At 45.0% G+C, this 18570-nt stretch carries 12 protein-coding genes and 1 pseudogene; 10 read left to right on the top strand and 3 right to left on the bottom strand.

The genetic code is table 11. The annotated features are described in order from the left end of the window. The first annotated feature begins 204 nt into the window (after positions 1–204). The 4 genes and pseudogenes from alaS (at position 205) to ACP7AA_RS00510 (ending at position 5594) form a co-directional block, all read left to right on the top strand. Positions 205–2877: an alanine--tRNA ligase gene (alaS, locus tag ACP7AA_RS00495; RefSeq protein ID WP_426222334.1), complete on the top strand. Its 2673-nt coding sequence runs from the start codon at positions 205–207 to the stop codon at positions 2875–2877. A gap of 323 nt (positions 2878–3200) precedes the next feature. Then, positions 3201–4487, top strand: a complete 1287-nt coding sequence (locus tag ACP7AA_RS00500) for an aspartate kinase (RefSeq protein WP_426222335.1) — start codon at positions 3201–3203, stop codon at positions 4485–4487. A 394-nt stretch (positions 4488–4881) separates the two neighbouring features. Next, positions 4882–5049: pseudogene (gene csrA / locus ACP7AA_RS00505) on the top strand (carbon storage regulator CsrA); the annotation flags it as partial. Between the two features lie 170 nt (positions 5050–5219). Next, positions 5220–5594, top strand: coding sequence for a HopJ type III effector protein (locus ACP7AA_RS00510; RefSeq protein WP_426222336.1), 375 nt, complete (start codon positions 5220–5222; stop codon positions 5592–5594). Positions 5595–5703: 109 nt separating this feature from the next. On the opposite strand, the gene ACP7AA_RS00515 is transcribed toward ACP7AA_RS00510, so the two are convergent. Together ACP7AA_RS00515 and ACP7AA_RS00520 are read right to left on the bottom strand one after the other, a co-directional pair. Further along, positions 5704–6015 (bottom strand): YeaC family protein, encoded by a 312-nt coding sequence (locus ACP7AA_RS00515; RefSeq protein WP_201619441.1) that lies wholly within the window; start codon positions 6013–6015, stop codon positions 5704–5706. Positions 6016–6085: 70 nt separating this feature from the next. Continuing rightward, positions 6086–7087 (bottom strand): NAD(+) kinase, encoded by a 1002-nt coding sequence (locus tag ACP7AA_RS00520; RefSeq protein ID WP_227670440.1) that lies wholly within the window; start codon positions 7085–7087, stop codon positions 6086–6088. A 310-nt stretch (positions 7088–7397) separates the two neighbouring features. On the opposite strand from ACP7AA_RS00520, the gene ACP7AA_RS00525 reads away from it, so the two are divergent. Beyond that, positions 7398–8120, top strand: coding sequence for a Bax inhibitor-1/YccA family protein (locus tag ACP7AA_RS00525; RefSeq protein WP_011280732.1), 723 nt, complete (start codon positions 7398–7400; stop codon positions 8118–8120). A gap of 109 nt (positions 8121–8229) precedes the next feature. Here ACP7AA_RS00525 and ACP7AA_RS00530 read toward each other — a convergent pair whose 3' ends face one another. Beyond that, positions 8230–11058, bottom strand: coding sequence for a heavy metal translocating P-type ATPase (locus ACP7AA_RS00530; protein ID WP_426222337.1), 2829 nt, complete (start codon positions 11056–11058; stop codon positions 8230–8232). Positions 11059–11829: 771 nt separating this feature from the next. Here ACP7AA_RS00530 and mrcB point away from each other — a divergent pair. The 5 genes from mrcB to fis all read left to right on the top strand — a co-directional run bounded on the left by mrcB (position 11830) and on the right by fis (position 18493). Continuing rightward, complete coding sequence (mrcB, locus tag ACP7AA_RS00535) at positions 11830–14328, top strand: penicillin-binding protein 1B (RefSeq protein WP_281491187.1); 2499 nt, start codon at positions 11830–11832, stop codon at positions 14326–14328. A gap of 30 nt (positions 14329–14358) precedes the next feature. Further along, positions 14359–15222 carry a tetratricopeptide repeat protein gene (locus ACP7AA_RS00540; RefSeq protein WP_426222338.1) on the top strand — a complete coding sequence of 288 codons (864 nt, stop codon included), beginning with the start codon at positions 14359–14361 and terminating at the stop codon, positions 15220–15222. Positions 15223–15374: 152 nt separating this feature from the next. Further along, positions 15375–16301, top strand: coding sequence for a 50S ribosomal protein L11 methyltransferase (prmA, locus tag ACP7AA_RS00545; protein ID WP_426222339.1), 927 nt, complete (start codon positions 15375–15377; stop codon positions 16299–16301). A 206-nt stretch (positions 16302–16507) separates the two neighbouring features. Next, on the top strand, positions 16508–17821 hold the full coding sequence (locus tag ACP7AA_RS00550; RefSeq protein ID WP_426222340.1) for a DUF3426 domain-containing protein: 1314 nt from the start codon (positions 16508–16510) through the stop codon (positions 17819–17821). Positions 17822–18133: 312 nt separating this feature from the next. After that, entirely contained in the window at positions 18134–18493 is a 360-nt protein-coding gene (fis, locus tag ACP7AA_RS00555) for a DNA-binding transcriptional regulator Fis (RefSeq protein WP_201565963.1), read from the top strand. Positions 18494–18570 lie beyond the last annotated feature (77 nt).

Genomic DNA, 18570 nt, shown 5'->3' on the forward strand with positions numbered 1-18570 from the left:
TAAAACCTAAAGTATTTATTCAATATATAGCGATTTAATAAGAGCAGATGTTCAATGCAAGCGCCTGCTTAATAACGAAACTTAAGCCGTATTTACCCGGTGTTTGCTTATGAATCTTCAACACCCTTGGCACGTTTGTGCTAAAATCGCTTGCAAAATTATTTTACTTATTTTACTCAATACATCCGTCAGTAAGGAGCCGCTGTGAGCCAGCCATTTCGCTCAGCCGATATTCGTCAAGCTTTTATCGATTTTTTCATAAGCAAGCAGCACACCCCCGTCGCCTCGTCGAGCTTGATTCCGTACAATGACCCGACATTACTATTCACCAATGCCGGCATGAATCAGTTTAAAGAAACCTTTTTGGGCATGGAGCCGCGTGACTATACGCGTGCCGTGAGCTCACAAAAATGCGTACGTGCCGGCGGTAAACACAACGATTTGGATAATGTTGGTTATACGGCGCGCCATCATACGTTTTTTGAGATGCTGGGTAACTTCTCTTTTGGTGATTACTTTAAGCAAGCTGGTATTGCTTATATCTGGGAGTTTTTAACCTCAGATGAATGGTTGGCAATCGATAAAGACCGCTTGTATGTGACCATTTATGCAACCGATGACGAAGCCTTTGATATTTGGCATAAAGACATCGGTATCCCAAGCGAGCGTATTATTCGTATTGGTGATAATAAAGGCGCGCCTTACGCCTCTGATAACTTTTGGACGATGGGTGATACCGGTCCATGCGGTCCTTGTACCGAAGTGTTTTATGACCATGGCGCTGATATCGAAGGCGGTTTGCCGGGTACGCCTGAAGAAGATGGCGACCGTTATATTGAGATTTGGAACTGTGTCTTTATGCAGTTTAACCGTCAAAAAGACGGTACTATGCTGCCGCTACCAGCCCCAAGCGTCGATACCGGCATGGGTCTTGAGCGAATCAGTGCCATTATGCAAGGCGTCCATGGCAATTATGAGATAGATTTGTTTGTCCATCTAATGGATGCGGCGGCTGAGATTTTAGGTATTGAAAACGAGCAACAATCTTCCTTAAAAGTCATCGCCGACCATATCCGTGCCGTGGCATTTTTGATTGCTGATGGCGTCACCCCAAGTAACGAAGGTCGCGGTTATGTACTGCGCCGCGTTATTCGCCGTGCGGTGCGTCACGGTAATAAGCTTGGTGCCGATAGCGACTTCTTTTATAAAATGGTTGCGCCTTTGGTTGCTGAGATGGGTACTGCCTACCCAGAGCTAAAAGATAAGCAAAGCGTCATCGAAAACGCCATTCAAAAAGAAGAAGCCCAATTTGCTAAAACCCTAGCACAAGGTTTACGCTTACTTGCTAGTGAGCTTGAAGGCTTGCAAGATGGGGATACGCTTTCTGGCGAGGCGGCATTTAAGCTATATGATACTTACGGCTTCCCCGTTGACTTGACCGCTGATATCACGCGTGAGCGCGGTATTGTGATTGATGAAGCGGAGTTTGATGAGCACATGCAAGCACAGCGTGAACGGGCGCGTGATGCCGGCAAATTTGATGTCGATTACAGCAGCGTTATCCAAGTAGAAAACCCAACCACCTTTATCGGTTATGAGCAGCTTGAAGAAGATGGCGTGATTATTCATGCCCTTTATCAAGATGGCAATCCAGCCGAGAGCTTAGCTGAGGGCATGGAAGGCGTTGTTGTCCTTGACCGTACACCGTTTTATGCTGAAGGCGGTGGTCAGGTTGGTGAGCTGGGCGAAATCCGCACTGCAACGGGTGTTTTTGAAGTGCAAGACACCAAAAAATCTGGGCAAGCTATTATTCATTATGGCGTGGTTACCATGGGCGAGATTAACGCCCAGCAAACAGCCGATGCACAAGTATTATCGAGCATTCGTGCCGCTAGTGCCAAAAACCACTCGGCCACGCATCTATTGCATGCCGCGCTAAGACAAGTATTGGGTAATGAAGTCACACAAAAAGGCTCATTGGTTTCAAGCGAGGTATTACGTTTTGACTTCTCTTATGACAAACCTGTTAGCGCCGCTGAAATCAGCCGTATCGAACGCCTTGTCAATGAGCAAATTCAAGCCAACACCCCTGCCCGTATCGAGCACATGTCTATCGATGAAGCGATGAAGCAAGGTGCGATGGCGTTATTTGGCGAAAAATATGGTAACGACGTGCGGGTCTTAACCATGGGAACCGACAGTATTGTGGATGGTCAGCGTCAGCCATTTTCTATTGAGCTATGCGGTGGTCTGCACGTTAAACGCACTGGTGATATTGGTGTCTTAAAAATTACCAGCGAATCCGGTATTGCGGCGGGCATTCGCCGTATTGAAGCGGTCACCGGTATGAATGCCATTAAAAACATTCAGCAAAGTGAGCAACAACTCAGCGAGCTTGCCAGTCAGCTAAAAGTGAAACGTCCAGAGGTTGCACAGCGTGTGCGTACCATGGCCGATAAGCAGCGCGATTTGGAAAAACAGCTCGAACGTTTAGAGCAAAAAATCGCCAGCGCCCAAGCCGCTAATTTGCTCGATGACGTACAGACCATTGCTGGTACACCGGTGCTTATCAGTACTTTAAGCGGCGTTGATGGTAAATCCATCCGTACCCTGATGGACGATATCAAATCAAAACTTCCTGATAGCGTGATTGTATTGATTGGTGATAAAGATGAGCAATTGGCATTAGCCGCTAGTGTGGCAAAATCTGTTACCGCTAAAGTAAAAGCCGGTGATATCATTCGTCATTTGGCAGGTGAGCTGGGTGGTAAAGGTGGCGGTAAGCCTGACTATGCCCAAGGCGGCGCACCAAAAGCTGCCAACACCAGCGCGGTTATCAATGCGCTATCTGCGTGGATTGCAGAGCAGCTTGGTTAAGTATTAAGCTTAGGCTAATAGATGATTGGTTATAACGGTTATAACCAATCGCCATACATCTAATGCTTGCTAGCACTTAAAGTTATGGCGCTAATATGGTATAAAGTACCACGCTTAGATGCAGGTCAGCATATCTAGTCACTAGCTATCAATAGTAAAACAGCAGAGCGTAAAATATCAGAAAGTAAAATACAGGGCGCAGTTTTTATAATCCGGCTTTATCGTTATTAAAATGAATCTAGCACTGTCGTTGCAAACAGCGCCATGATGGATTGATGTCGATAAGTAACAGATGGCCATTGGTGAATAATAGGTAGATTTTTATGGCGTTAATAGTACAAAAATACGGCGGCACCTCGATGGGCAGTATCGACCGCATCAAAAATGTCGCCAAACGAGTCAAACGCTGGCATGACAACGGTCATCAAGTGATTGTGGTGGTGTCTGCCATGAGCGGCGAAACCAACCGTTTGATCGATTTAGCACGCCAAATCAGCAGCCAACCTGACCCACGCGAATACGACCAAATGGTCTCAACGGGCGAACAAGTCTCTATCTCTTTACTTGCGATGGCGATTAAAGAGTTGGGGGTTGGCGCCCGTTCATTCACCGGTCGCCAAGTCGCCATTAAAACCGATAGCGCCTATAATAAAGCGCGTATCGAAAGCATCGATGATAAAAACATTCGTGAGCAACTAGATGCGGGCAACGTCGTTATCGTCGCAGGCTTCCAAGGTATCGATGAAGAAGGCAACGCGACGACATTAGGTCGCGGCGGCTCTGATACGACAGGTGTTGCCATTGCCGCAGCATTGGGCGCTGATGAATGCCAAATCTATACTGATGTCGATGGCGTTTATACCACCGACCCACGCGTCACCTCAAAAGCCAAAAAACTTGAAAAGATTACCTTTGAAGAAATGCTTGAGATGGCAAGCCTTGGCTCCAAGATTTTACAGATTCGCTCAGTAGAGTTCGCTGGCAAATACGGCGTGCCACTGCGCGTATTATCTAGCTTTGATGAAAACAACGATGGTAGCTTCGACCAAGACTTTCAAGACAATGTCGGCACCCTAATTACGATAGACGAAGGAGACAACATGGAACAGGCAATCATCTCAGGTATCGCTTTTAATCGCGACGAAGCAAAAATAGTCGTGCGCGGTGTGCCTGATCACCCTGGTATCGCCTCTGCCATCCTAAGCCCTATCGGTCGCGCCAATATCGAAATCGATATGATCGTCCAAAACCTATCGACCAACGGCACCACCGACTTCACCTTTACCGTCAACCGTACTGACATGGATAAAACCATGAAAGTGCTAGAAGATGAAGTAAAAGATGAGATTGGTGCCAAAGAGATATTGGCCAATAACGAAGTGGTTAAAGTGTCATTGGTCGGTGTTGGTATGCGCTCGCATGCTGGTGTTGCAAGCCTTATGTTCCAAACCTTGGCTGAAAATAATATTAATATCCAAATGATATCGACCAGTGAAATCAAAGTGTCTGTACTTATCCAAGAGCAGCATTTAGAAAAAGCGGTCAAATCATTGCACACGGCCTTTGGGCTTGACCGTGAAGACGGTGACAGCAAAATTGCTGGGTTATAATATTTAATGGCTAGCGTTTATACATTATAAGCATGAGCACTTTAATAAAAACCAAAGCGGGTTGCATACTTATTAAGCAAATAACGATTGATTATTTTTAGCAAATTTTAATTAAATAGAGTCTTATTAGGCTCTATTTTCTTTTATTACTATTGCTAAGGTAAGTATATACCTAATAGTTTTGTGAAAACCCGTGACAGTATCTGTTATGCCCCCTATAATGGGGCTTTCATTTGGGCTAAATGAATCTACCTATCATTACCGCTATTGGCACCACCTTAAGCATTGTTTTTATGATGAATACCTTGCTTATTTAGTGCTGCGGTGATGTCCTGTAATTGAGACGCAATCTGATGAGTAATAATCTGTTGATGCGACATAAGGAGTGTGACGCATGTTAATTTTGACACGCCGCGTGGGCGAAACGCTAATGATTGGCGACGAGGTCAGTGTGACTGTCCTAGGTGTCAAGGGCAATCAAGTACGAATCGGTGTGAATGCACCTAAAGATATTGCCGTACACCGTGAAGAGATTTATCAGCGTATCCAGCATGAGCGTACGGTACAGTCGCAAATGCAACATCTTGAACAAGGCAGCTTTGCGCCTTCATTCGATGATGAAGACTATTTCAATCGCTAAATGGTTCGCTTACTATCTAACTATCAATAATTATTGGGCATAAATTAAGCACCCTATTTTTGCTTTCTAATCTGCTCTGAGGTCATGTATTTATGAGTATCCGCCAATCAGATGTATCGGCTCTACTTAATGGTTTGAATAAAAGAGCCATTGGATTCAATGATGTCATCAGCTTTATTGATGATTTTTATCGCTATGCACCAGCGCCTTTTGTGAATGGCTTGATCCATAACGCTGCAGGCGAAAACGAAGGCAGCGCCAAGATTTTTGGCTTTGCTAAGCACCATGGCTTAAATCAATTAGACACCCTACAGCTGTTCGGTGAGCATTATGCCAAGGTTCAAGCGACCCCAAAGGGTACGGACCATGCCAATATCCGCAATTTCTTACATTGGGGTTGGCAAGGGTTTTTGATGGAAAAAAATCCATTAACGCCGCGTCCAAGTGTTGATACCAGCGCGCTATAGTGATGTAGCTATGTAGTGATGCCATATTGATACATAAAAAAGCCACGCTATGATGATAGCGTGGCTTTTTTATGGGCGTGGATTTTTATCCAAAAACTTCGATGTTAATCTATTTATTGCGAAATTTGACCGGCTGCACCGCACCTTTAGGATTGGGCATATTGGGATAATGATGCTCGTGTTCGACATCACATTCAGCGCCCACAATAGAGCCATCGTCTTTTACAGGTTTATGGATATAACCGGTACGCTCGGCTGGCGGCAGATGCTCATGCTCCCAAACCATCACCGCTTGCATACAAGTTTCGCGCTGCTCAGGCGTGAGCTTACGACCATCTGGCCACTTACCTATCTCAATCGCCAAACGGAATTGATCGACCACTTCGGGGGTGACACTTGCTAATATCGTTTGTTTGTCCATCGTACCTACTCTCCACTACTATATTTTATATAAAAAGCCTTATCGGACAGACTTTTTATCATCGATGCGCTTATTCTTCTATAATATCATCATCAACATCCATACTGAATTCTTCGGCATGGACGTTCCAGTGTAATTTGGTGCGGCAGGCCTCATAAAAATCAAACCCAGGTGGATGTAACAAGGTCAGCTTATCAGGGTGCTTGCGAATGTACAGGCGTTGCTCTTGGTCAAGCGGTATACTGGGCTTGCCATCGGCGCTCACCTGCGGCTGGGTGCGATTGTCCTCATGGATACGAATACAAATCTCACTCGTCCCACTCACCACAATCGGGCGACTAGACAAAGTGTGCGGATGCATCGGCACCAAACAAATCGCATCCATACTCGGGTGAATGATAGGACCACCGCCAGAGAGTGCATAAGCCGTTGAACCCGTTGGCGTTGCGACAATAAGCCCATCACTATGCTGGCGGTAAACATCATGACCATCAATTTTCATCTGAAAATCAATCATGTGCACCGATTTACCCGCATGTAATACCACATCGTTAAGCGCCATATCTTCATGAATAATCTTGCGACCTTCACGAATCTCCATGGTGAGCAAAAACCTATGGTCTAACTGATAATCGCCCATCAATACTTGGCGTAATTTAAAGGCGGCTTCATCAGGCTTTACATCGGCCAAGAAACCAAGGCGACCACGGTTGACCCCCAATACAGGGACACGGTAGCGTGCCAGTGCTTCAGCGGCATGCAATATCGAGCCATCACCACCGACCACGATGACCAAGTCACAAATCTCGCCAATTAAACTGCGCTTGACGATTTTGACGCGCTCAATCTCAGTCAGGTTTAACGTCGGTAAATTGGCCGTTTGTACATCCATAATCAATGTTAAATTCATGTCATTGATGGTTTGGGCAATCTGCACCAAACTTTGGGTCACACTACGTTTTCCCGCGCGGCCCATCAGACCGATACGCCTAAAAGCAGGATTTTTGATAGCGTGGAACAGCTCTGATTCATGTAAGTGCGGCAATCGGGCGGACTGCGCTGAGTTTTCCATAAAACGACTCGGCATAACGTTAAAGTACAGGGCAATGATAGCGAGAAAACAGCGCTTAGACTAGCATGTTTATCAATTATCGTTGTTAACTGTCGTAATTGACCCCATATATCTTCTATCATACGCCACTTTTAGGCGTGTTTGTTTAGCTACTCACTATCGCACCCTATTTCTATATACATGGGCGAATCACCGGCGTAATAGTCGCTGAGAGCCTTGTATGCTGTCACGCAAACACAGTTGACAATAATAGCGGTTTTGCTAAAGTAGCTGGCATCTCAGTTATTTATATTTTATTAAGGACATTTTTATGGCCAATCCTATTGTCAGTCGTGCAGAGCTTGCCGTTGGCGGCGCGCCGATGACGGTTAAGGGCGTGATTCAAAAAACCAGTCTATTGCTTGGCTTATCGGCGATTACTGGTATTGGGTTTTTCTTTTATGCGTTGATGGCAGGCCTATCACAAGGTTTTATCACCATGGCGGCTTTTGGTAGTATGTTTGCCGCTTTTGGTCTTGCTATTTTCATCACTTTTAAACCACAAAAAGCCAAAACCTTTGCCGTACCTTATGCTCTATTAGAAGGTATCTTTTTAGGTGGTATCTCACTATTCTTTATGCGCATGTACCCAAGCGTGCCAGTTACTGCGATGTGTGCGACCTTTGTCACCGCAGCCGTAATGCTAGGGCTATACCGTTCAGGCTTGGTTAAAGTGACTGAAAAATTCCGCTCAATCGTCACCTCAGCATTGATTGCCATCATGCTTGTTTATGTGGCGCAGTGGGTACTGTCTTTAGCGTTCGGTTCGAGCTTACCCTTCTTATTTGAAGGTGGCGCTATCGCTATCGGCTTTAGCTTATTCGTGATTGTTATCGCCTCTTTCACCCTGTTATTAGACTTTGATAATATTGATCGCGGTGTGGCGATGGGTGTATCTGAAGACTACGAATGGTTATTTAGTATTGGTATCCTTGCAACGTTAGTATGGATGTATATCGAATTTATGCGTCTGCTAAGTTACCTACAAGACTAAGCTAAACACTGTTTAGTAGTTATTTAAATAAAAAACCGTCTTTTATAAAGGCGGTTTTTTTGTGGGTAATTTTCAGAAATTTATTTAAATGGGTTTAAGCTGGTTTAAATTAAGCACGCTTTAGACGCAGGGCATTTAATACCACAAGTAACGAGCTTAATGACATACCAATCGCCGCAAGCCAAGGCGGCACATAGCCTAAAGCCGCCGGTATCAAGACACTACTATTATAAATGAGCGCCCAACGCAAGTTTTGCTTAATAATACGCTTGGTCTTATCAGCGATACGTTTCGCCGCAGTAATAGCTTCAATCTGACCATTTAGGATAATACTGTCACTCGATACTTGCGCTAAATCTGCCGCGCCCGCAATTGAGGTTGAAACATCGGCTGCGGCCAATACTGGCGCATCATTAATACCATCGCCGACCATTAATACAACCGCGCCTTTTGCTTGCAGCGCTTGAATATGATTGACTTTATCGGTGGGTAATAGACCGTTATAAGCGGCTTTCATACCTAAGTCCTCAGCCATTATTAGCGCTTGCGGGCTTGGGTCACCTGTCAGCATGACCGGCTCAATACCAAGCTCTTTTAGCGTATCAAGCATCGATTTAGCACTATCACGCACCTTATCATTAAAGTAAAAACAGGCCAGCGCTTGCCATGCATTTGACTGACTATCCTGACAAGACAATACCACAGCCGAGCTGGCACGATGAGTAACCAAATCAATGACTAAGTCATGATTATCACTATTCGCTTTATTCAAGGCAAAATCCACATGACCAATGCGATATAGCACCCCATCAATCATCGCTTCTACGCCGCCTGCCGGATAATATTGCAAGGCTTGCGTGGCTGGGAGGTGCAATTGATAAGCTGCCGTGAGCAGAGCGTGAGCAATCGGATGGCGACTACCGACTTCGAGCGCGGCGGCAATGGCTAATAGCTTGTCCTTTTCGTCACTAGCATCCTTTATGTCTATTTTATCTGTCGTCGCAACATTAGCGGCTATTAGCTCGATATTTAATAGATTGGGCTTACCGTAAGTGAGCGTACCGGTCTTATCAAACGCCACATGGGTAATCTCAGCAAGGGTTTGCAAAGTATGCCCACGTGTGGTTAAAAAGCCATAACTCGCCAATCGATTGGTCGCTACCGTCAGCGCAATCGGTGTCGCTAATGACAGCGCACAAGGACAGGTCGCCACCAAGACTGCAACCGTCGCCCAAATCGCTTGGCTTGGGTCAACGATATACCAGCCGATAAATACCAAAGCTGACAATACTAAAATCCGCGCCACAAACCAACGTGCCAGCTTATCTGCTTGCTGGGCGAGTTTTGGTTTTTCGCTCATGGCACGGTTCATCAGCCTATCAATCAACCCTATCTGGCTGTCTTCTGGTAAAGCTGTGACCAACATCTCAAACGGCTGACTGTCGTTTTGGGCGCCGCCAACGATATAATCGCCTTGGGTTTTGATGATTAAATCACCCTCACCTGTCAGCAAGCTTTGCGAAACGGTAGCGGTTGGGCTGAGCAAGATACCATCGCTGATAATCTCTGAACCAGCCTCCACCATGATGATGTCACCCACTTGCAAGCTATGAGCGGTCACCATCTGTTTGTCTTTTTGCTTGTTATTTAGCGTATGCTGCGTTTTTGAGAGACTGGCGGGCGTATTATTGGATTGCTGCCAGTCCTGAGCAATACGCAAGGTCAACTGCTGGATATTGGCATCCATACTTTGCATAAAGTTAGGCATCGATTTTGCTACAGCGCTTGTGTCATTAACCGCTAAATCATTATTTGGGTTAGCAACTTGTTCAGTGTCATTATCAGCAAGGGTTTCATTAAGGGCATTTTGCTCTAGAAGCTGCAAGATACGCGCAGCTGCGTCTTTATCTTCGGCAATTTTTTGTACTAAAACAGGCTCGACCACCACCAAGTCATTGGCCATGGTGGCTGCTTTCAGGCGTGCATTATGCTCAATATAGCGCCCAGCCAATAAGAAGAAAATAAACATACTGACCGAATCATAGTACGTCTCCCCTTGTCCCGTGACGGTAGCGTAAAGACTGGCAAAGAACGTCACCACTAAGGCAATACTAACCGGCACATCCATATTGACTTGACGGGCACGAATCGCTGACCATGCTGAAGTAAAAAACGGCACACCCGCATAAAAGAATACCGGCGTACTCACAAATAACGACACCCAACGTAGAAAGTCACGTTGGAAAATAAGCATGTCGCTATATTCACCAAAGTAAATCGCGACCGCATACATCATCGCTTGCATCGAGCCGAGCGCCGCGATACCAAGCCGCAATAGCATCTGACTGTTATGACGTGCCAGCATAGCCTCATGGGTATCTTGCCGATAAGGCTTGGCTTCATAGCCAATCTCATTGATAACGCCCAAAATACGACTAATCGGCAGCTTATCTTCGTTCCAAATCACCCGCATACGCTGATTGGTTAAATTTACCTGACATTGACTGATGCCATCTAACTCATCTAGGCGCGACTCAATCAGCCACGTACAAGCAGCACAGCGCAGATTATTGACTGATAGCTCGGCTACCGACATACCGTCTTGGGCGTAGACAAATTGTGATTTTATCTCGTCGTGATCATAAGCTTCGAGGCGAGTCAGCTGGGTGGGCAAACTTGCCGTACGGTTAATCTCTGAGCGGTCAAGATAATATTGCTCAAGTCCCGCCTCAACGATACTTTGCGCAGCCAACTGACAGCCCATACAGCACATCTCACGCGACTGACCCAATATCTCAGCATGAAACGGCGGCTGCGGCACAGGATCACCGCAATGAAAACAGTGACCAGCAAGCGGCAGTACCAAACCCTCAGTAATCGAGTGGTCTTGATAATGACGGTTGCTGCTTGATGGCATTGATGAGGGAACACTGGACATAATCGCGCTTATTTCCTTTCAACAGGTTTACTTACAGCCGACTGGCCTTTAGTAAACTTATCATGATTAACTAGAGTCAATCCCTATGTAAAAGAGCTGCTTAGCAAGGCTGTTTTTTAACACAGCTACTTTACATAGATATTGGCATGGCTGGCATAAACAAAATACCGAACAAGAACGATAACGGCTCATTGATAGCATTGGCAGCATAGATAGCATTAATAAAAAGCATCATAAAACAAATGGTGGGAAAAGTATGATGCCACTGTTTTCAATGATATAAGTGACGTAAATGGTAAATTGCTGGTTTGGCTAGTGCTTTTAATACAGCTTATATAGTTTATCCAATTCAAAAACGATACAGTAAAACTGGGATAAGTTTTTCGAAGCCTCTGTCGGCATCGGCACAGCAAGCGAGAAAAAGTTATCCCAGCAGAATCCGCCTACCAACCTATTGCTTTTGTTTATTATTGCTTTCAGGTAATAGCAACTATATGGCATCAATAAGCTCTATTAAAAGAGTCTAAAGCTTGCGTAAAAACCTATTAACATACTATTAAGTATTAAGATAACCATTATACTATAAGCAGGTGCGCTAAGCAGCATAACCCTTAGTCGCATATAGTCGCGCCATCTCAATGTATCCAAACCCCGTATAACGAATCTCTAGCGAACGCCCGATGAATGCGCGCGTTGACGATGATAGATTGAAAAAATTGTCAATTTGCGTCATTATGAGGCAGTTTTTTATCCCAGAATGGTGTGTCATCAGTGCAAAAATCTAATTCTAAGCAACCACAGTCCTCTAAGCCTGCTATCAATACGCTACCTTCACAGCAGCGCGGCATGGTGTTTAGTAGTATTTTATTAATTGTCATTATCGCCGGTATGGTGCTGTTGGCGCTGTATTTGGTCAAACTTGATCGCACCATTACCCACAAGTTTGAGGGTAAACGCTGGGATATTCCTGCCAAGGTTTATTCGCAGCCGCTAGAGCTATATCAAGGCGCGAACGTCGATACAGACACGATGAAAAAGTGGCTTGAGCTGCTCAATTATCAAAGCAACAAGTCTTATGATCGTACGGGTACTTATCATAAATCCGGCAATACTTACTTTATCCATACGCGCGGCTTTACTTATAGCGCCAATGATGTCGATAAAGAGCAAGTCATCAAAATGACCATTGCTGGCAATAAGATTGAATCGGTACAAAGTACCCAGCCGGCCAAAACTGGCATTATTCGTCTTGAGCCGGTTAATATCGGTGGGATTTATCCAGACAGCAACGAAGATCGTATGGTGGTGTCGCTAGACCAAGTGCCGCAGCCACTGATTGACGCCCTAATCGCTACAGAAGATCGGGGATTTTATGAGCATAAAGGCGTATCGATACGTGGTATCGCCCGCGCCGTATTAAATAACTTTACCGGTGGTTCTAGGCAAGGCGGCTCAACCATCACCCAGCAGCTGATTAAAAACTTTTATCTAAATTCCGACCGTACCATGAAACGCAAAGCCAATGAAGCTTTGATGGCGGTACTACTTGAGCTGCATTATAGTAAAGATGAGATTCTGCAAACCTATTTGAACGAGATTTACTTGGGTCAAAATGGCAATCGCTCTATCAATGGTTTTGGCCTTGCCTCGCAATTTTACTTTGATAAACCACTCAAAGAGCTGCGTTTAGACCAACAAGCACTGCTGGTCGGTATGGCAAAAGGACCGAGTGTTTATAATCCGCGTCGCCATCCAAACGATTCAAAAGCGCGTCGTAATACAGTACTGAGCAATATGTTGGCGGTCGGCTCGCTCAGTCAAGAAGACTATGATAAAGCCATAGAGCAACCACTTGGTGTCGTTGATAAACCCGTTGAAGGCAAAAGCCAGTTCCCTGATTTTCTAGATATTGTTAAGCGCGAATTAAATAAAGTTTATTACTCGGATGACCTGAAAAACGAAGGTCTGATTATCATCAGTACCTTAGATCCTATTGCTCAGTTAGCAGCGGATAAAGCGGTTGAGAGAAAACTTGGTGAGCTGCGCCGTCGAGGCAGTAAGACCAAGGATTTACAAGGCGCTTTAGTCAGTGCCAACCCTGAAACGGGCGAGCTGGTGGCAGTGGTCGGTAGTGGCAGTGAATTTACGGGCTTTAACCGTGCTGTCGACGCCAAACGCCAAGTTGGTTCATTATTAAAGCCGATTATCTATATGACGGCGCTTGAAAGCGGGCGCTATAATTTGGCAAGCTCGGTTGATGATTCGCCGATTACGGTCAATCTCAGTGACGGTACTGAGTGGAATCCTAGGAACTATGACAATCGTGACCATGGTTATGTGCCATTTACCACCGCGTTGTCGCAATCTTATAATCACAGCGCGGTACGTTTAGGTATGGAGTTTGGCGTTCCTACTTTTGTTAAGCAATTGCAGCGTATGGGTATTAAAGAGAAAATCCCGCCTTATCCTTCGGCTTTATTAGGCTCGGTCAATCTTAGCCCAATGGACATGCTTGGGGTTTACCAAGTGTTTGCCACTGGTGGTTTCCGCACGCCTATCCATAGTATTCGTAGCGTGATTGATGATCGTGGGCGTATCTTGCAGCGTACGGGTTTAAATACTCAGCGCAGTATCCCGCCTGAGACCAACTTTTTGATTAATTATGCCCTGCAAGACGTGGTTAAAAACGGCACGGCTAGACGCATACAATCGCTTGGCAGCAATTTAAATCTTGCTGGTAAAACGGGTACTACTAACGATTACCGTGATGCTTGGTTTGCCGGCTACAGTGGTAACTATGTCAGTGTGGTTTGGGTCGGTCGTGATGATAATAAACCGATTGGTCTGAGCGGTGGTAGTGGCGCTTTACCAGTTTGGGTCGATTATATGAATCGTCTAAAACTGACACCTGTAGCCTTGCCAGAACCCGAAGGTATTGAATGGTTGTGGCTTGAGAACAACTCAGGCAAGCTGTCTAATGAACGCTGTGCCGATGCGCGCTACTTGCCCGTTATGTCAGCGCATCTACCAGAAGAAGCCAGTAGTTGTGCGCTAAGCTTATATCAGCAAGACCGTGCCCGCGAGCAGATACAATGGCAAAATGAGCAAGGTTCTATCAATCAGCAGCGCCGCCGTGAAGGCTTAGATATTCCTAATGGCGAAGCCGTTGATACGGATAATGACGATGGCAATGCTGATAATGCTGAGCAAGAAGGCGGGTCGAGCAATCGTGCCGATACTTGGTACGACCGCGCCGTTGAATGGTTCTAGAGTTTTTAAAACTTAAAAAAGGGTTTTAACATGGCATTATTTATACAGCAAACTGTCGCCGCTAAGCAGGCTATCACGGCCCAAGCTACTACGCAGATAAAACAGACAAAGCTTATTAATAGTATCGTTACGGTCAGCGCCCTTATCGGCATGCTGAGTTTAAGTGCCTGCCAGACGGCGCCGACGGTAATGAAAACCTCTCCTGTGCAAACGTTACCATCTGTAACGAAGCAACCGTCAACAGCGACTCAAGCACCTATTGTTAAAAACAGTACCCATGCAACCAGTCCTTATGAAAGCAATGACTATGAAGATGAGGCTTATGAATACCCTATCGAGCCTTATACGCCGCCTGAGCAGCCCACGGCAACCAACCCATTAACCGAAGCAACACCGGTTTACACACCGTCTACGCAAAGTCCGATAATCACTCAGCCTGACAGCCCTGATGCCATAATCCTCACACCTTCTCGTGAAGATTACATGATATCTGAGCCATCGATACCCTCACATAATGAGCTATTGGAGCGGGCGCGGCAGAACTCACAGCAGCGCAGTCAGCAAAGCACGACCAATAACAGTAACTTGCCCGCCTTTCGCAATCTTATGCAAGTGGGTACAGGGCAATTAAAAGCGGGCAATCTAAATGGCGCTGAAAGCAGCTTTACGCGCGCGCAGCGACTCGCGCCCAAGTCATCAGCCGTCTATTTTTATTTGGGACAAGTAGCCCTTAAGAAAAACCAACCTCGTAAAGCTGAAGCAATGGCTCGCCGTGGTCTGACGGTCTCTCAAGACAGTAGTCGCCGCCGCGCGCTGTGGCAAATTATTTTGCAATCAGGACAAGCTCAAGGCAATGCTCGCGTGATAAAAGAAGCCAAACAAGCACTGCGCTAATCACACACGCCCTCGTATTTACCATGACGACTGACTATATAAGCGCTAAAATAGGCTTATATAGTTAGTCGTTAATTTTTTATCCCGTTTAATGATTACTTTCTTACACCCCTTTCATTATCCATTTTTAATTTAACATTAAGGTTACCCTTATGGCATGGCAACAACTGCACTTACAATGTGAAAAAAATAACGTCGATCTTGCTGAGGCACTGTTATTAGAGGCAGGCGCTCTATCAATTGCTTTAGATGACGCCGGCGATCAGCCTTTATTTGAACCACTTCCTGGTGAATCACCGTTGTGGGATGAGGTCATACTCACAGGATTGTTCGATGCTACTACTGATGCGGGTAGCCGCCAAGCGATTGAGCAATTAAGTCATGAAATCGGCGCACAAGTACAAGCTAGCCGAACGTGGGTCAGCGCTGTCGATGATAAGGATTGGGAACGTGAATGGATGTCCAATTATCAGCCTATCGAATGTGCCAATAACTTATGGATTGTGCCTAATTGGCTGACACCGCCAAACCCTGAAGCCACCAATATCATTATGGATCCAGGTTTGGCTTTTGGTACCGGCTACCATGCCACTACCCGTTTATGCCTTGATTGGCTGACAGAGCAAGACCTGACCGATAAAGTCGTCATCGACTATGGCTGTGGTTCGGGCATTTTAGGGATTGCTGCGCTTTTGTTGGGCGCTCGCCAAGTTTATGCCGTTGATATTGACCCACAAGCGGTGCTGGCGACCAATCAAAATGCGGAGCGTAATCAAGTTGATAATCGCCTGCAAGCATTTTTGCCAGAAGACTTCAATAACTACTGGCAACAAAACAATATTAAACCCGTAGAAGTCATGGTTGCCAACATTTTAGCCAAGCCGCTTATTGGCTTAGCGCCTTATTTTGCCACCTTAATGGCACCAAAAAGTCGCATCGTATTGGCAGGTTTGATTGAATCCCAAACCGAGCAAGTTACCGAAGCATATCAGCCCTACTTTTCCCTTGATCCTAAGCACGCTTTTACGGCGCAAGAAGATCAACATTGGCAGCGTTTATCTGGTACATTTACAGGCTAGCAACATTTAATTACATCTGTTACGATAGAGGAGCAGTTAAATGTTGTGTATTTAACGCTGCTCTATAGTTGCCTGTGGGTTATGATGGTTAGCATATCTAAATTGACATTAGAATGATTGGCAGCGGTTGGTGAGTGGCTATACGGTATTAACATGCGGTATTAACATGCGGTATTAATACTTATACCTTTTTGGATTCTGACCCTATGACTACGCCAATAAAAACCCAGTGCCCTCATTGTCATGCTATTTTTAATATCAAGAAAACTCAATTAGACCAAAAAACAGCAAATGTCTGCTGTGAACATTGTCAGCACAGTTTTTTGGTCAATAACAACCTTATCGTCACCGCGGACACAGAACGCACGGGTGAAGATATAGTAAGTGAAGATACAACTGCCGCAGCCGCTACGCCTAATATTCCTATCAATAAGCAAAATTCTTCTGTCTTATCAAAGACAAAATCAAAGCCAAACGTCACATCAGAGCCAGCAGAAGCAGATATTCTTATTCATGATGATATGATTGAGGATGAGGTGATTCATGATGGCTTAATTTATGACGACATGGACACTGATGGTTTTGAAGATAAAGATGAACATGTAGAATATGACTCATTAGACAGCATGGATGCATGGTTGACTCAAGCCGCAGATAGCAACAATAGCAACTCTGCCGCTATTATGGGTAATCAACATGCAAAAAACACACCTACCTCATTGAATAAAAGCACGCACTCCTCTATTAATCCAATAGCAAATCCTGCTTTAGCAAGTGCCGCCTTAAAAGAGCAGCCATCAGCCGCACACGTTGCTCTGAGCTCAGCCGCAGCCAATGATATCCATGCCAATATCGACAACAATGCCGATGAATCATGGCTTGAAAAACTACTCAAAGAACAAAATAAAAGTGAAAATACGCCAAAAGACCAGACTGATTTATCAGAGCTGCTTGCCAGTATGGGTGTCTCCCTCAAAGACGAAGACCATAGCAAGGCTGCACGTTTTAAACAACAGCAGACACAAGCAAAGTTTTCACCAACGCCTGCTAGGCGGTCGATTGCCTCGTTGTTATGGACACTTGGCTGTCTGGTATTAGCGCTGCTACTATTTGCCCAGTATGTCATTTTTAATTTGGATAACTTGGTTAAAAATCCTGCTCATGCAGAGCGCTTGCAAAAAGTATGTGCTATCGCGGCTTGTAGCCTACCCAGTGCTAATTTAGCGGCTTTGAGCACAAGCGATGTTAGCCATCAATCCAGCCGTATTAAAACAGCTAGCTCATTTAGCGATATCAGCATCACTTTAAACAATCAAAGCCCGCAAGCACAATTACTTCCTCATGTAAAAGTCAGTGTCTACGGTGACAAGGCGCTTATCGGAGAATTTATCGCAGCGCCACAGGATTATTTATTGAGTACGCAGAGCCAATTAGGCGCGCAAAGTCGCAAACAGCTCTTGTTCACCGTACCGGTTGCTAATACTCAAATCAGTAAAGTGAGTGTTACTCCTGTTTATTAACAATCTCACTTATTAAAAAAACCATTAATAGCCAAATGACTTATGCAAGAATAGCCACATGATTTATGCAAAATTATCTTTTATAAAAGACAGCTCTTATTACAGAAAGCTCTTAGTAAGGGCATCGTTTATTAAAAATACGATGCTATCCAATAACATTAAAGCCAATCGCTCTAAAACAGTCTATTAAATAGAAATAAATAGCCTCAATGCTATGGTAATGCCCAATCTATTGCTGTGATAGGCGATGACTTTGTTATAATAGCGCTCAAACGCCTTATGGTTTTTCTTTACGCTCAAGGACATTATCTTATGGCACCACATGCACAGTATAATGCCAATCATTTTGACAAAAATGCTGAGAATCCTGCTGATTACTATAAAGAGGACTACCATCGCTCAATTCACGAGGTAGAGTCTTCTTTAGACAATAGCATTCATGTTCATGAACCCCTGCGGGTACATGTAGAACGCGTGGTGCGGCAGTATTTTGCGATGTTAGATGATGAGATGCCAACAGACTTATATGAGCTTATTTTAAAAGAGATAGAGCAACCGCTGTTGTCTGTGGTGCTAGAAAAGAGCCGCGGCAATCAAACCAAGTGCGCACAAATTTTGGGGCTCAATCGCGGTACGCTACGCAAAAAGCTAAAAATCTATGGTTTAATGTAGAATGGCTTAGCCTTGCTGCCTCTAATTTTGCTTAGATGACCCATACTTTTGCTTAATAGTGCTAAAACCATGGGCGC

Origin of the sequence: Psychrobacter sp. DWR1-2-3 (assembly GCF_049896465.1) — a bacterium.
GTDB lineage: Bacteria > Pseudomonadota > Gammaproteobacteria > Pseudomonadales > Moraxellaceae > Psychrobacter > Psychrobacter maritimus.

What these genes read in the sequence shown, in the direction of transcription:
- ACP7AA_RS00500 (WP_426222335.1), top strand. Translation starts at nt 3,201, where the DNA reads ATGGCGTTAATAGTACAAAAATACGGCGGCACCTCGATGGGCAGTATC.
- ACP7AA_RS00510 (WP_426222336.1), top strand. Translation starts at nt 5,220, where the DNA reads ATGAGTATCCGCCAATCAGATGTATCGGCTCTACTTAATGGTTTGAAT.
- ACP7AA_RS00515 (WP_201619441.1), bottom strand. Translation starts at nt 6,015, where the DNA reads ATGGACAAACAAACGATATTAGCAAGTGTCACCCCCGAAGTGGTCGAT.
- ACP7AA_RS00520 (WP_227670440.1), bottom strand. Translation starts at nt 7,087, where the DNA reads ATGGAAAACTCAGCGCAGTCCGCCCGATTGCCGCACTTACATGAATCA.
- ACP7AA_RS00525 (WP_011280732.1), top strand. Translation starts at nt 7,398, where the DNA reads ATGGCCAATCCTATTGTCAGTCGTGCAGAGCTTGCCGTTGGCGGCGCG.
- ACP7AA_RS00530 (WP_426222337.1), bottom strand. Translation starts at nt 11,058, where the DNA reads ATGTCCAGTGTTCCCTCATCAATGCCATCAAGCAGCAACCGTCATTAT.
- ACP7AA_RS00540 (WP_426222338.1), top strand. Translation starts at nt 14,359, where the DNA reads ATGGCATTATTTATACAGCAAACTGTCGCCGCTAAGCAGGCTATCACG.
- prmA (WP_426222339.1), top strand. Translation starts at nt 15,375, where the DNA reads ATGGCATGGCAACAACTGCACTTACAATGTGAAAAAAATAACGTCGAT.
- ACP7AA_RS00550 (WP_426222340.1), top strand. Translation starts at nt 16,508, where the DNA reads ATGACTACGCCAATAAAAACCCAGTGCCCTCATTGTCATGCTATTTTT.
- fis (WP_201565963.1), top strand. Translation starts at nt 18,134, where the DNA reads ATGGCACCACATGCACAGTATAATGCCAATCATTTTGACAAAAATGCT.